At 63.6% G+C, this 13,786-nt stretch carries 11 protein-coding genes; 5 read left to right on the top strand and 6 right to left on the bottom strand.

Annotation, left to right across the window (positions count from 1 at the left end; genetic code table 11):
* Together recG and Mhypo_RS14810 are read left to right on the top strand one after the other, a co-directional pair.
* Window positions 1-2,125, top strand: a 2,125-nt coding sequence (recG, locus tag Mhypo_RS14805; protein WP_119342052.1) for an ATP-dependent DNA helicase RecG, incomplete at its 5' end; no start/stop codon positions are given.
* A gap of 98 nt (window positions 2,126-2,223) precedes the next feature.
* Window positions 2,224-2,472, top strand: a complete 249-nt coding sequence (locus Mhypo_RS14810) for a hypothetical protein (protein ID WP_119342053.1) — start codon at window positions 2,224-2,226, stop codon at window positions 2,470-2,472.
* Window positions 2,473-2,674: 202 nt separating this feature from the next.
* Here the strand turns inward: Mhypo_RS14810 and Mhypo_RS14815 are convergent, their stop codons facing one another.
* On the bottom strand, window positions 2,675-3,679 hold the full coding sequence (locus Mhypo_RS14815; protein WP_119342054.1) for a serine hydrolase domain-containing protein: 1,005 nt from the start codon (window positions 3,677-3,679) through the stop codon (window positions 2,675-2,677).
* Between the two features lie 73 nt (window positions 3,680-3,752).
* On the opposite strand from Mhypo_RS14815, the gene Mhypo_RS14820 reads away from it, so the two are divergent.
* The 3 genes from Mhypo_RS14820 (at window position 3,753) to Mhypo_RS14830 (ending at window position 8,281) form a co-directional block, all read left to right on the top strand.
* Window positions 3,753-4,316: a GNAT family N-acetyltransferase gene (locus Mhypo_RS14820; protein WP_119342062.1), complete on the top strand. Its 564-nt coding sequence runs from the start codon at window positions 3,753-3,755 to the stop codon at window positions 4,314-4,316.
* Between the two features lie 237 nt (window positions 4,317-4,553).
* The gene (locus Mhypo_RS14825; protein WP_119342055.1) at window positions 4,554-4,973 is read left to right on the top strand and encodes a MarR family winged helix-turn-helix transcriptional regulator; all 420 of its coding nucleotides are present in this window, start codon (window positions 4,554-4,556) and stop codon (window positions 4,971-4,973) included.
* 53 nt (window positions 4,974-5,026) lie between these two features.
* On the top strand, window positions 5,027-8,281 hold the full coding sequence (locus Mhypo_RS14830; protein WP_119342056.1) for an MDR family MFS transporter: 3,255 nt from the start codon (window positions 5,027-5,029) through the stop codon (window positions 8,279-8,281).
* Window positions 8,282-8,301: 20 nt separating this feature from the next.
* On the opposite strand, the gene Mhypo_RS14835 is transcribed toward Mhypo_RS14830, so the two are convergent.
* From Mhypo_RS14835 to Mhypo_RS14855, 5 genes are all read right to left on the bottom strand, one after another.
* On the bottom strand, window positions 8,302-9,426 hold the full coding sequence (locus Mhypo_RS14835; protein ID WP_119342057.1) for a cytochrome P450: 1,125 nt from the start codon (window positions 9,424-9,426) through the stop codon (window positions 8,302-8,304).
* Window positions 9,423-10,781 (bottom strand): phytoene desaturase family protein, encoded by a 1,359-nt coding sequence (locus Mhypo_RS14840; RefSeq protein ID WP_119342058.1) that lies wholly within the window; start codon window positions 10,779-10,781, stop codon window positions 9,423-9,425. The genes Mhypo_RS14835 and Mhypo_RS14840 overlap by 4 nt, the downstream gene beginning before the upstream one ends.
* Window positions 10,778-11,866 carry a glycosyltransferase family 2 protein gene (locus tag Mhypo_RS14845; RefSeq protein WP_119342059.1) on the bottom strand — a complete coding sequence of 363 codons (1,089 nt, stop codon included), beginning with the start codon at window positions 11,864-11,866 and terminating at the stop codon, window positions 10,778-10,780. Before Mhypo_RS14845 ends, Mhypo_RS14840 begins: the two co-directional genes overlap by 4 nt.
* 56 nt (window positions 11,867-11,922) lie before the next feature.
* Window positions 11,923-12,591, bottom strand: a complete 669-nt coding sequence (locus tag Mhypo_RS14850) for a lysophospholipid acyltransferase family protein (RefSeq protein ID WP_119342060.1) — start codon at window positions 12,589-12,591, stop codon at window positions 11,923-11,925.
* A gap of 115 nt (window positions 12,592-12,706) precedes the next feature.
* A partial coding sequence (locus tag Mhypo_RS14855) for a carotenoid biosynthesis protein (protein WP_420846000.1) occupies window positions 12,707-13,786 on the bottom strand: 1,080 nt, incomplete at its 5' end.

Raw genomic sequence — 13,786 nt, forward strand, 5'->3', positions numbered from 1 at the left:
GTCAAGAGAGAACCCGCGTTCTACCCCTCACGCCCCATCCCCTAGCCCCTTTCACTTCGACACCCCCATCGAAGCCCTGAACCTGGGGCCGGGCAGCAAGAAAAAGCTGGCCGAGTTGGGCATTCGGGCGGTGCGCGACCTGCTCCACTACTACCCCCGCCGCTACGAAGACCGCCGCACGCTGCAAGGGGTGCGCGAGGTGGAGGACGGCACCAAGGCCACCCTGGTGGGCAGGGTACTCAGCCGCGAGCTGGTCAAGACCCCCAGAAAAGGGCTGCAACTGGTACAGGTACGCTTTATGGACGGGTGGGGCTGGAAGTTTACTGGCATCTGGTTCAATCAGCCCTGGGTACTCAAGCAGATGCCCGAAGGGGCCAGCATGGTGCTTTCGGGGCGGGTGCAGAAGCGCGGCGGCCAGGTCTCCATGATGGTGGAATACTTCGAGGACGAAGGTGGTGAATCCCTATCTACCGGGCGCATCGTGCCGGTCTACCCCGCCAAAGAGGGCATTGGACAGGCTTTTTTGCGAAGGGCGGTCTGGCGGGCTCTGGAAGCCTTCCAGGAGATACCCGACCCCCTCGAGCCCTATTTGAAAGGACAGGGAGCCGCAAACCGGGCCCCGGAACCCGGCGCCCTAGCCCTGGACGAAGCCCTGCGTCAGGCCCACTTTCCCGATTCGGAGGCCAGACTCGAGCAAGCCCTCTACCGGCTCAAGTTCGACGAGTTTTTGCTTTTGGAACTCAAGGTGATGATTCAGTCGGGCGGCTCGGCCCTGTTGGGCCGGATGTTCCGTGTAACCCCCGGGATGATCGAGCGTTTCCGCTCCACCCTTCCTTTCACCCTTACCGGCGCCCAGGAGCGGGTGCTGAACGAGATACTGGAAGACATGCAGTCCGAGCGGCAGATGGCCCGGCTGGTGCAGGGCGATGTGGGCTCGGGCAAAACCGCGGTGGCCGCTGCCGCTCTTTATGTGGCCGCCCAGAACGGCGCCCAGGGGGCCCTGATGGCCCCTACCGAGATACTGGCCAAACAACACTTCGAAAACCTGACCCGCTACCTCTACCCACTGGGGGTTTCGGTGGACTTGCTGGTCGGCTCCATGAGCGCAAGCGAGAAGCGGGCCGTGCAGGAGCGGCTCAGAAACGGCCAGACCCAGGTGGTGGTGGGCACCCATGCCCTTATCCAGGACGGGGTGGAGTTCCACGACCTGGGCCTGGCGGTGATAGACGAAGAGCACCGCTTTGGGGTCTTGCAACGCCGCCGGCTGCTGGGGCAGCGCCCCGACGTGCTGGTGATGTCGGCCACCCCCATTCCGCGCTCCCTGGCCCTGACCCTGTACGGCGACCTCGAGGTCTCCCAAATCGACGAGCTACCCCCCGGTCGTACCCCCATCAAGACCAAAATCCTCACCCAGAAAACCCGCACCCAGGCCTATGCCTTCGCCCGGCAGGAAATCCAGAAAGGCCACCAGGTGTTTGTGGTCACGCCCATGATCGAAGAGGGCGAGTCGGAGGCCACCGCCGAGCTGGCTGCGGCCACCCGGCTGCGCGCGGAACTCGAAACGCTCTTGCCGGATGTGCGCATAGACCTGCTGCACGGCAAAATGAAACCCGACGAAAAGGACGCGGTGATGGAGCGTTTCAAGCTGGGGGCCTTCGACCTCCTGGTCTCGACCACCGTGATCGAGGTGGGGGTGGACATTCCCCAGGCCACCCTGATGATCATCGAAAACGCCGAGCGCTTCGGGCTGGCCCAGCTACACCAACTGCGTGGGCGGGTGGGGCGGGGCGGGCTCGAGTCCTACTGCATCCTGATTGCCGGCGAGACCTCCAAGCGCACCCTGGAGCGCCTGCGGGTCATCGAGACCTCCACCGATGGCTTCTACATCGCCGAGCAAGACCTGAAGCTGCGCGGCCCCGGCGAGCTGCGCGGGGTGCGGCAGTCGGGGATGCCCGACCTGCGGCTGGGCGACCTGGCTTCCGACCAGGAAATCATTGAACAGAGCCGGGCGCTGGCCAAGGCCATCCTGGAAGCCGACCCCTACCTGGACAACCCCGAACACGCCCTCCTTAAGCGCGAGTTGCAAGCCCGGGCCGAGGCCATCGGTTTCCGCGAGGTCATTTGATGCCCAAGCAGACTTGATTTTTTTGCCCTGAAGCAGGGGTAGCCCAAAACCCTGCACCTCAAGCCCCATCCAGCCGAACTGCGGTAACATAGGGCCATATGACCTGGGTATGGGTGGGGGTGCTCCTGGGGCTTCTGATATTGCTGGGTGCCGGGGTTTACTACTTGAGCAGACGGAACCCCTCCAACAGACATTCAGCCTCAGATGCCCGTAATTCTCAGCCGTACAACCCTTCGGTATTTGTAGATATGGACGACAAACCGCCCATGGAGATTGACTTCGACGCTGGCATCAAAGCCAACCAGCGGGCCCTATCCAAAAACCCCAGCAAAGACGAAGCCTCCTGAGGTTCTGTCAGAGCCACACTGACCCCCCGCTGACCAAACCACCCTAGCTTGGATGTATGGAAAGTTTGCTGGCTGCATTGCTGCTCCTGGTCGTCGCCCTGCCCGTGGTGGCCCTGGTCTGGCGGGGGATCCTCGAGAACAGCCCGGCAGATGAAGTGCTGGACTGAGCAGGGCAGGTTTTTGCCTGATTCCGCTTATTCAATCAGCCCTTCCACGCTGCGGCAATGGCGTTCCCCACCGCCCGCCGCAGTTCCAAGATGCCGGTTTCCCGGTGCCTGCTGGGGTGCACCCGGTTGGTCAGCAAAACCCAGGCATAGCCCCGCTCAAAATCCATCCAGACGCCGGTTCCAGTAAAGCCTGTGTGGCCCAGGGTCTGGCGGCTGCACAGGCTGCCGCCGCTAAAAGCAGGTTGGGGAATTTGCCAGCCCAAAGCCCGCTCGGCGTGTTGAGGCCGACGCATCTCTGCCAGAGCCGCCTCCGTGAGCACCTCGCCTTTCATCAGCCGCTGAGCATAGGCCAGAACCCCTCTCAGGCTGCCGAAAAGCCCCGCATGTCCGGTAGCCCCCCCCAGGGCAAAGCAGTTCTCGTCGTGCACCTCGCCTTGCAAAACCCTTCCACGCCAGGGGTCTTGCTCGGTCGCGGCGCAGTCTTGGGGCTCGGTGGGATTGAAGCAAAACCCTTCTGGAAGCGCAAAAGCCGCCAGGCTGTGACCCCGGACGCGCTCGAGCACCAGGCCCAGCAAGATGTAACCGATGTCCGAGTAAACATGCGACCCCACCGGCCCCACCTCCCAGCGCTGCTGCAAAACCCGCTGCTTAAGGGTATGGCTTTCACCCCCCCAGGTATAGATGGCCTCCCAGCCCGGCAGGCCCGAAACATGGGCGAGGAGTTGGCGCAGGGTACGACGCGGCAACTCCGAGCCTTGCATCCAGGCCATCTCGGACAAAAAGCGCGAAAGCGGGTCGTCCAGGTCGGCCAGTCCCTCTTCGACCAGGCGAAGTATCTGGGGCACGGTAAAGAGCACCTTGGTCAGGCTGGCCAGGTCAAACAGCGTATCGGGGTCTATCACCCCCGGTTTTTGCAGATGCTTGAGGCCCGCGCAAAACATTTCCTTAGACCCGTCCAGATGCACCACACCCAGCGCGGCTCCCGGAATCCGGCCCGACTCAACGGCATCCTGAACGATTTGTGTGGCTTTCTCGAGCATGACCTATTCAGTCTATACCGCTATCCTGTCAGCCCAAACCATTGTCCCCTGGGCTTTGCCGTATGCTAAAAAGGTGACGCTCAGCAACACCTGGCCCCGCCATGGGAAAGTCACCCTCAAGCCCTTTACCGAAGCCCTCACCGAAACGGAGTGGCGGCGGTTTTACGAATGTTTCCGCGACCCCGAAATTGCCGAGTGGAACGGGAGCCGCCCGCTCAAAATGCCCCTCTGGCTTTTCAAACGGGTGGTGATGGGCGAGGTCAGCCGGGGCGACCGCTTAGGCTTCGGGATTCTGGACGAAAAGGGCGAGTGGCTGGGCACGGTAGAGCTCTACGAAATGACCCGCAGCGAAGCCACCCTGGGCATCCTGATTGGGGCCAAAGACCGCTGGGGACAGGGTTACGGTACCGATGCGGTCAAAGCAGTACTGGAATACGCCTTCTGCACCCTGGGGCTGCAAAAGGTCAAGCTGCGCACCTACAAGCACAACCTGCGCGCCCAACGGGCCTTCGAGAAAGCGGGTTTTCGGCATGTACCAACCCCTCCGGTTCCTACCCCTCGCTTCAACTTTGGCCTGGCCCCCAAGTCCGAGTTTGTGCCGATGGAAATCACCAGGGAAGAATGGGAGTGTTTTTGATACGGGATTATTTTCGTCTCGGCATCACGTCGTAGTTAATGCGCCCCGTGCCCATCCTTGCTAAAGGAGGCGGTGCGGGGTATTTGTGAAAAACAACCAGGGTAGCACTTTCCAAACATTAGCAGGAAGGCTGCAGGCGGGCCTGCAACCCCTGCGAAGTTATTTTGCAAATGTACAATTTGAAAATGAATACTTTGTATTGACAATAGTTCATTTTGAAAGTATCTTACTAAAGTTATGGCCTGGACAATACTAACCAGCATATGGAAGCTGAGTCGGGAAGTGCGGGAGGAAACCCTGCCCTGCCTCGAGCGGCTGGGTCTGGCCCCTACCGATCCCTGGCTTCTGAGTGAGATTGAAAAATACCACTACCCCACCGAGGTAGTACGAATCATGCAGATGCCAGCCCCTACCGTAAGCCAGATGCTCAAGCGGCTCGAGGCCAACGGCCTGGTAGCGCGCTCGCTGGATCTCGGCGACTTGCGGCGTTACCACTTCCAGCTTACCGAGCACGGCAAAGCGGTGCTCGAGGAAAGCCGCCAGTGCATGCTTCGGGCGATGGAACGGAGGCTCGAGCGCCTCACCACCGCACAGCGCCACCAGTTTGTCGAGTTGCTGGATATTCTCGCCGAGGGCGAGACCGCAGGAAAGGAATAGTCATGGCCGAGCCCATCCGCAGCAGTTCCGCGTCTTCCGAAACATCAAATGGGATGTCCCGCGAGACCCGCATGACCCTCATTGGCATCATGCTGGGGCTATTCCTGGCCGCACTCGACCAGACCATTGTTTCCACAGCACTGCCCAAGATCATCGCCGACCTCAACGGCACCGAGCTTTATGCCTGGGTCACCACCGCCTATCTGCTGGCTTCCACGGTCTCGGCTCCTATCTTCGGGCGTTTGACTGAACTCTTTAGCCGCAAATCCATCCTGGTCATCGCCGTCCTGATCTTCTTGGGGGGTTCGGCGCTGTGCGGACTGAGCCAGAATATGCCCGAGTTGATCCTCTTCCGCGGCATTCAGGGAATTGGGGGTGGGGCGCTTTTTGCCCTAGCCCTTACCACCATCGCGGTGCTCTTCCCCCCCCGCGAACGTGGCCGGATAGGCGGCCTCTTCGGAGCAATTTTTGGGGTTAGCAGTGCAGTCGGACCCTGGCTGGGCGGCCTCCTCACCGACCACCTCTCTTGGCACTGGGTCTTTTACATCAACATGCCGGTAGGCGCAGTGGCCTTGTGGTTCATCGGGCGCTTTATGCCCCGACTGAAGCCCGATCACCGCGAGACCTTCGACTTCCTGGGGGCCGCGCTGCTGATCGTATGGACCGTCCCGCTGATGCTGGCCTTTTCCTGGGGCGGCAGCACCTACCCCTGGACCAGCCCCCGCATCCTGGGCCTCTTCGCCTTGAGCGCAGTAGCCCTGGTGCTTTGGGTATGGTCGCAAAGCCGCGAGAAACACCCGCTTTTTGACCTCTCGATTCTCAAGATTCGCACCTTTAGCATCGCTTCTGCTGCCACCTTCTTCTATGGCCCGGCCTTCTTGGGGGCGGTGGCCTTTTTACCGCTTTATCTCCAGGTGGTGAAGGGGGTCTCGGCCTCGGCTTCGGGCGTCACGGTGCTGCCCCTAACGGTGGGGGTGGTACTCGGCGCAACCGGCAGTGGGGTTCTCTCGGGGCGGCTGGGGCGCTACAAACCGCTACTCCTCATCGGCACCATCTGGCTGCTGGCGGTCTTCCTGGCATTGCACTTTGTGCTGAGCGTAAGCACCCCACTGTGGCTGGCGGTTATTTTCTTCTTCCTGCTGGGCCTTGGCCTGGGACCTTCGCAGTCGCTGCTGCAGATCGCCGCGCAAAACAACATCCCGCTGCAGCGCCTGGGTTCGGCTACCGCAGCCACCCAGCTTATCCGGCAGATTGGCTCAACCATCGGGATTGCCCTGTTGGGAACGGTGCTCACCCAAAGCCTGAACGCCGAAACCTGCAAGGTCTTCCCCGACAACGCCTCCTGCAAGCCTGGGGCGCTGGTGCGGCAGAGCGAGGGAGGAACCGGAGCCAACCTGGATGAGCAGTTCCAAAAGCTCGAGGCCCAGATCGTAGCCGCACTCAAAGGCGATGAGGCCGCGTATGAAGAACTGATGGCGAATAAGGATGTTCCCGAAGACGTAAAAAGCAAGCTGGTCAAGGGAGGGCTCCCAGCCCAGTTTAAGGACACCGAGGCCAAGGTAATCGCCGCACTGAAGGGCGACCAGAAAGCATATGCCGAGCTGATGAATGACCCCAACGTGCCCGCCGAGCTCAAGTCCCGCCTTGTCAAGGGCGGCATCCCCGCGCAGTTCCAAAAGCTCGAGGCCCAGGTCGCCGCGGCCCTCAAGGGCGACCAGAAAGCCTATGCCGAGCTGATGAATGACCCCAACGTGCCCGCCGAGCTCAAGTCCCGCCTCGTCAAGGGCGGCATCCCGGCGCAGTTCAAGGAGCTTGGCGATCAGGTCGAAGCCGCTTTGCGCGGAGACATTGCGGCCTATAACCGCCTGATGAGCAACCCCAACGTCCCGGCGGAGCTCAAGTCCCGGCTCGTCGAGGGGGGCATTCCCGCCCAGTTCAAGGAACTCGAGCGCCAGGTGGAGGCTGCTTTGCGGGGAGACCTGCGGGCTTATAACGCCCTGGTAAGCAACCCGCAGGTCCCGGCGGAACTCAAGAGCCGCTTGATGAAGGGCGGGATCCCGGCGCAGTTCCAAAAGCTCGAGGCCCAAGTCGAAGCCGCGCTCAAAGGCGACCCCGAAGCCTACACCACGCTGGTCAACAACCCGCAAGTCCCCGCCGAGCTGAAATCCCGCTTGGTCAAGGGGGGCATTCCCGCCCAGTTCGTCCAGCTCGAGCGCCAGGTGGAGGCCGCCCTCCGGGGGGATGAGACGGCCTACACTGCCCTCGTCAGCAATCCCCAGGTTCCCGCCGACCTCAAAAACCGGCTGGTCAAAGGCGGCATCCCGGCCCAGTTCAAACAGCTCGAGGGGCTCTTGATCGCGGCCCTGAACGGCGACGCGCAGGCCTACCAAGCCGTGCAGAACAACCCGCAGGTTCCGGCCCAGTTCAAGCAGCAGATTCCCCAAGGCGGGATCGCCGCCCAGGTCCAGGCCCAGATCGCCCAAACCAAAAATCTGCTCGAGGCCGCCCTCCAGGGCGACGAGCAGGCTGCCCAGACCCTTCGGGCCGACCCCAACCTGGATCCCCGCATCCAGGGCCTCCTGGATAACCCGCCCCCCGTCGAGGTCCGCTCCGCAGCCTTGGCCCAGGTCAAAGCCGAGCTCGAGGCCCAGATTCCGCGGATCGTCGCGGCTGCTACCCAGCAGGCCGAGTCCAGGATCAGGGCTGGGCTACAGCAGGCCCAGGCCGAGGCATTGGCCCAGGCTATCGCCGGGGTCAAGGCAGGCTTGGCTCAGGCTCAAAGCAAGGCCATCGCGGCGGCCACCGCCGCGGTGCGGGAAAACCTGCGCAAAGCCCAGGCCCAAGCCACCGAAGCAGCCATCGCAGCCGTCAGGAAAAACCTGCAAGCCGCCCAGGCTAGCGCCACCGAACAGGCGGTAAAGGCGGTACGGGAAAACCTGCGCAAAGTGCAGGCCCAAGCCATCGAACAGGCGGTAAAGGCCGTGATCGAGAACCTGCAAAAAGCCGAGGCCACCGCCGAGGAAAAAGCCATCCAGGCGGTGCGGGAGAACCTGGCAGTTGCTGAGCAAAAAGCCCTGGTAGAAGTGCCGCAGACCGTGGTCGCCAGCCTCGAGCAGACCAAAGAAAAACTCCAAAACGCCCTGAACAACGGCATCACCAAAGCCGAAAAAAACATCTTCCTCTATGCGGCGATTTTTGTGCTGATTTCACTCATCTTTATCGTGGTGCTGCCCAACGACGAGCTGCGGGGTGGGGGTGGCTTTGGGGCTCGAGGTGGACAGACAGGGACACCTGCAGCAGCTCACTAGAGCGCTCTTCGTAAGGCCGCTTATGCTCCCAAGCCCAGCCACAGTTCGCCCCTGGGGGCCAGGGTCAGGCCGGGTCTGGGCTGGGGATCGCCCCGCAGGGGCTCGAGCGGCCCAAACAGCGAGAGGGCGACCTCCAGCACCATCTGGGCGAAGTGCATCCCCAAACAGATGCGCTCCCCTCCGCCAAAAGGCAGGTAGCCCCAGGCCGGGATGCGCCCCTGGAAGCGGGACGGATCGAAGGCCAGGGGCCTTTCCCACAGGTCGGGGTGGCGGTGGGTCAGGTAGGGGCTGTAGAGCACCAGGGAGTCCTTGGGAATGAGGTATCCGTCGAACTCGAGCGCCTGGGCGACCCGGCGGCTGCCGATAAAGCCCGGCGGGTACAGGCGCAGGGTCTCTTTAATGAGCAAGGGGTGGCCTTCAGGGGTGTGCCAGTGCGGGTAGCAGGCCGCGTGCCACAAGGCCCAGGCCAGGGTATGGGCGGTGGTATCGTAGCCCGCGGCCAGCCCAATCAAAACTTCCTCCCCCGGTAGGTGGGCCGCCAGGCCAAAGCCCGCCGCCCGCATCTGCGCTACCCGACGGCGAACCTGGGCAAAAAGTAGCGGGCGCGGCCACAGCGGGGCTGGAAACGGCCGCTTGAGGGGGGCCAGGAAGCGGGCCAGCTCACCCGCGGGAAACCGACCTTCAAAGTAGGCCACATTCAGGCTCACCTGGGCCACCAGGGAGGCCCAGCTGTTGGCTTCAAACTCGCCCTGGGGCCTCCTTTCTTCCAGAGCGGCCCGGATGCGTCCTTTCAGCCCTACCAGGGCTTTGGCGTGAAAGTAGGGGTTCAGCTCCTGGCGCTTGGGCTTGTGTTTGGGGGCATCGGTGGTGATGATGCCGCCATTCAGATAGGGGGTGAGGCTAGAGAAGCTGCCTTTAGAGCGAAAGGTTTCCAGGTCGGTCAGCAGCCTGCGGTTCCACTCGGGGCTATAGCCCACCACTGCCCAGCGGCCCAGGCCCAGACCAAACACCGGCCCCAGGGCGGCTCCTTCTTCCAGCAACGCCAAAGGCTCCCCCGCCCAGCGCGGTAGATGCGCGAAGCGCCCCCAGGGATAGCCTTTGGGCTGGGGTAGGGGCCGCCTGGCAGCAACCCCCTTTAGCCTCAAAGGGCCCCTCCCCTCTGGCCCAAAAACCGGCTGAGCAGCCAGCCCGCCCCGTTCCACCCCGAGAGCATGGAGAGCGGCACCCCCCCGCCGGGGTGCACCGTGCCGCCTACCTGGGCCAGGTTCCGCAGACCTGCCACCTCCCAGCCGGGGCGCAGCGCCCCCAGCAACCCGTGCGGGGCCCGCCCGTACAGGGCCCCCCGGTAGGCGGTCTGGCTGTAGTCCAGGGGGCTAAGGGCCCGCCAGGCCGCAATGGGAAGGGGATGCCGCTCTAGCTTTCTAAGCAGGTGCTGGGCGTAGGCCTGGCTTTCGGAGGGGCTCGAGGCGCCTGGCGGCAAAGCCGGTGCATTGACCAGCAAGAAGGCGGTGTCGCCGTCGGTGTGCAGGTACAGGGTGGGGTCCTGGGGCCAGCGCCCGGCAGCTATTTCGCGCCACTCGGCGCGGTAATCCGGTGAAAAGTAGATGTAATGACCCAGCGGCACGGCCTCGGCGAGCTTCATCAGCACGGCAAAGCCCGAGACCCCCAGGGCCTCCTGGGGTAGCGGCAGGCCCAGCCACGCCAGGGTGAAGTGCCGATCCGCCGCCGATACATAAAGGTCAGCGCTGTGCCAGCCCTGATCGGTTTGCAAAGCCCCCACCCGACCCGGCAGGCGTTGTAGCCGGAGCACTTTTTGCCCGAACAAAAACTTGACCCCCTGCGCCCGGGCCAGTTCGTAGAGTTGCTGGGCCAGAGCCCGCATCCCGCCCGGCAGATGAAACACCCCCAGCCCCAGTTCCACCCAGGCGATGTTGTGGAGGACCGCCGGGGCCCGGTAGGGGTTGGCCCCCAGGTAGGTAGCAAAGCGCAGGAAAAAAGGCGTCAGGTAGGGGCCTGACTGCACCAGGGCCGAGAGGGGTTGCAAGGGGTGTGCCTTCACGCCCTCGCGCAAGCCGTACTGCAGGAGCCGAAAAGTCTGCGGAGGCGGGCCAAAGATGAAGGTCTCTCGAGCCCCTTCGTACATGGTGCGGGCTTCGCCCAGTAAGCGCCGGTAATCGCGGGCTTCCTGGGCCGAAAGCTGGGCCAGGGTGGCCCCTAGCTCGAGCTCGGGGGCAAAGACCCGGCCATCGGGCCAGGCATAGCGGGTAAGCGGGGATACGGGTTTGAGCCCAGGTAAATCGCGCCCAAAGGCACCCAAAATCTGGCGGGGAATTTCGGGCAGCGTAAGCACCGTGGGGCCGGTGGGCACCCCCTCCCAGCCGATGGCCTTGCCGCCCGGCTGGTCGAACTGCTCAATAACGCTCACTTCCAAACCGGCTTGACGAAGCCGCAAGGCCGCAGCCAGCCCGGCAAAACCCGCTCCTACCACTATTGTCCTCATCGGCTATATTCTCGTCCTTTCCAGGTGTACTTCTTTTGCCCAGAGCGCAAATAGATGGGCGTGCTGAAAAGTGGGGCCAGGGGCACCAGCCCAAACTCCCACCACGCCCGTCCGGTTTTGAGGTTGAGCAACAGACGCTCCAGCAGACCCATGGCCCCCACCCACAACCAGCCGGGCTCGAGCAGCGCCAGCGGCCAGCACAGCGTATAGGCCGTCAGGTGGCCCAGGTACGATAGCGCCAGCACCCCCCGACTGCGCCCGTGGAACTCGATCAGGTTCTTACCCAACCCCTCGACTATTTCCGCAAAGCTCCGGTACATCCGCACCGACACCAGACCGCCCCCCAGGGCCACAGCCAGGCACTGCCCCGCTGCTTTGGTCTTTTGCGCCAGGCGCACATCCTCGAGCACCTCCCCCCGCACCGCCGCATGGCCCCCCGCAGCCAGGTAGGCCTGCCGGGTGAAGGCCATTACCTGCCCGTTGGCCGCCGCCGCCGAAGGAAAGGGCGTCCTGATAAGGGGATAGGGCAGGTAGCACAAAAGCACATCGTCAATCAAGGGCAAAAGCACCCGCTCGGCCAGGCTGGGGGTCATCTGGCGCGGATACACCGAGACCAGCCCGGCGCGCTCCCGCTCCATCCGGGCCAGCACCGCCCGCACCCCACGCTTGCGCCAGTACACGTCGGCATCGGTAAAGAGCAGTACTTCCCCCTGGGCAGCCTGGGCCAGTTGAAAGCAGGCCCAGTTCTTGCCCATCCAGCCCTCGGGTTTGGGCAGGCCTGGAATCAGGCGCACCCGGGCATCCTGTCGGCTGAACTCTTCCACCACCTGAGCGGTGGCATCGGTGGAGTGGTCGTCCAGAACCAGAATCTCCTGCACCCCTTGCAGGAGCATCCCCGGTAGGGTCTCGCGCAGGTTGTGGGCCTCGTTGCGGGCGGGCACCAGGAGCGATACCGTGGGGCGTGGGCCCTGCAGCTTTTCCCGCCGCAGTACCGGAAAAAACCCCAGGTTAAGGAGGAGAATGCCGAGCTTCAGCCCCAGCCAGGCCAGTACCGCGTAGAAAACGTAATCGAGGGGAGCAGGCATAGGGGTCAGGTGAGGAACGAACCAGCAACCATCGGCCTTGTTTGCGCCAGCGGCTTTCAGCGTCCTCCCGTCAGTTTACCCAGCGCTGCCCCCCAGACCGCCATGCGCTCGTGGGTGCTCTTGCGTCCAGCCAGGCGCAGCTCAAAACCGGGTAGCGGTTCCTCGGCGGGGGCGGTGCGAATCTGCTGGTCCAGTTCGGTGAGCATCTGTTTTAGGTGCTCGTGCAGCAGGTTCAGGTCAGGCCCCAGGGGTTCGCCAAACACCAGGTAGGCCTCGGCAAACTCGTGCCCGCGCAGGGCGACCCTCGAGGCCACCGGCACAAGGGGCACCCCTGCCTTCTCGGCGAACCAGACCACCCCTTTGTTCAGCTCACCCAGGGCTCCCGGCGGGCGCAGCTCACCCTCGGGAAACACCACCAGCACCTCGCCCTGGCCCAAAACCCGCAGGGCATCGCGGGGCCGGGCCGCCGAGACGGTATCGAGGTGGCGAAAAAAGGCAAACTCCTGCAAGCGGCGCTCCCCCACCATAATCTTGAAAGATACTTTTTCGCTCCAGAACAAAACCGGTAGCAGATAGCTATCCCACCAGGAATGGTGGTTGCCCGCCAGCACACAGGCTTGCCCCGGCAACTCCCCCCGCACCCATACCCCCCGCAAGCCCCGCACCACCGAGCGCCGAAACAACGCCCGGAAGAAGGCGGCCAGCAATCGTTCCCAAGGTCGCATCCTGGCTACACCCTACCAGGGTCAAGCGCCCCAGGTCGAGGGGCTGGGCTTGGCGTAAACGGTCGCATATCGCAGACCGCCAGGCACGATTCGAAAGGCTTTCAGCACCGGGCCTTTAGCCTTCGGTCATCGGCACTCGTCCGGGCCCTCCAGCACGCCGCAGATACGAGCCCCAGGCCAACGCGTTCATGGCCAGGCCGCACACCAAAGCCGCCGGCCACAGGCCAAACAGGGCCAACCCAACGGGGATGAACAGGGCCTCGAGCCGGTAAGCCCAGGCAAAAGACCTGTTTCGGTGCAACTCGGGCCCCAGCCGACCGTACATCCAGGAAATCAGGGCACCCACCGCGAACCAGGCCAGGTAGTTCTGTAAGGGAGCGCCATACCAGAGGGGATGGGGGTCTTGCCAGGCCCAGTAGCCCCTGGCAGGCATCAGGGCTTCCAGGCCCAAGTCCCAGGCCACCACCAGCAGTCCGGTCAGCCAGGGCCGCCCCCCAGCCAGCCCATGCGCCGAGAGCACCAGGGCAAACCAGCCCAGCGGCACAATCAGGGGCACGCCCAGCACGGTAGGCGGCGGGGCCCCCAGGTAGGTGTATTGCCCAAAGGGCAGGCCCGTTTTACTGCCCAGAAGCTCCACCCCCAGGCCCAGGGCAAAGGCCAGCGCAAACAGCAGCCCAATCCGGGCCCCTACCTGCGCGTAGCCCCACCATAGCGCGGCAAGGCTAATGAGCAACATCTGCACCAGGCTGATCAGGGCGAAGCCCTCGGGCCATAGCGGCACCGGAATGCGCACCAGCACCGCCAGGGCCAGCAGCACCATCCAGGGCTTCAGGTGTGTTCTAAGCCATTTGAGCCGTACCAGGGCTGCCGGCTGCCCTAAAAGCCAGAGCGCCTGGGTTGTGGCAGTGGCCGACAACACCGCCCATACCAGAAGCGCACCCTGACCGCCCACAAGCCAACCAACTGCGCCCCCCAGCAGCGCAGCTCCAAGCGCCACTACCGTCAGGGTTCGGCGAGCGGCCCAGAGCAGGTCGCCCCCCCAAACCGCCAGCACAGCCAGCAAAGAGCCCCACCAGGCCAGGGCTGCGCCCAGCAAGCCATCGGCCCCCAGCACCAGCAGCACCGCGCCCAACAAAGCCAGGCCCATCCCCCCCAGCCCGCCCCGAACAGCTTTTGCAGAACACCAGGTTGCCAG

The organism is Meiothermus hypogaeus, assembly GCF_003574035.1.
GTDB lineage: Bacteria > Deinococcota > Deinococci > Deinococcales > Thermaceae > Meiothermus > Meiothermus hypogaeus.

Excerpts from the sequence above, each read along its gene's own strand:
- Mhypo_RS14810 (WP_119342053.1), top strand. The coding sequence starts at position 2,224 with ATGACCTGGGTATGGGTGGGGGTGCTCCTGGGGCTTCTGATATTGCTG.
- Mhypo_RS14815 (WP_119342054.1), bottom strand. The coding sequence starts at position 3,679 with ATGCTCGAGAAAGCCACACAAATCGTTCAGGATGCCGTTGAGTCGGGC.
- Mhypo_RS14825 (WP_119342055.1), top strand. The coding sequence starts at position 4,554 with ATGGCCTGGACAATACTAACCAGCATATGGAAGCTGAGTCGGGAAGTG.
- Mhypo_RS14830 (WP_119342056.1), top strand. The coding sequence starts at position 5,027 with ATGTCCCGCGAGACCCGCATGACCCTCATTGGCATCATGCTGGGGCTA.
- Mhypo_RS14840 (WP_119342058.1), bottom strand. The coding sequence starts at position 10,781 with ATGAGGACAATAGTGGTAGGAGCGGGTTTTGCCGGGCTGGCTGCGGCC.
- Mhypo_RS14845 (WP_119342059.1), bottom strand. The coding sequence starts at position 11,866 with ATGCCTGCTCCCCTCGATTACGTTTTCTACGCGGTACTGGCCTGGCTG.
- Mhypo_RS14850 (WP_119342060.1), bottom strand. The coding sequence starts at position 12,591 with ATGCGACCTTGGGAACGATTGCTGGCCGCCTTCTTCCGGGCGTTGTTT.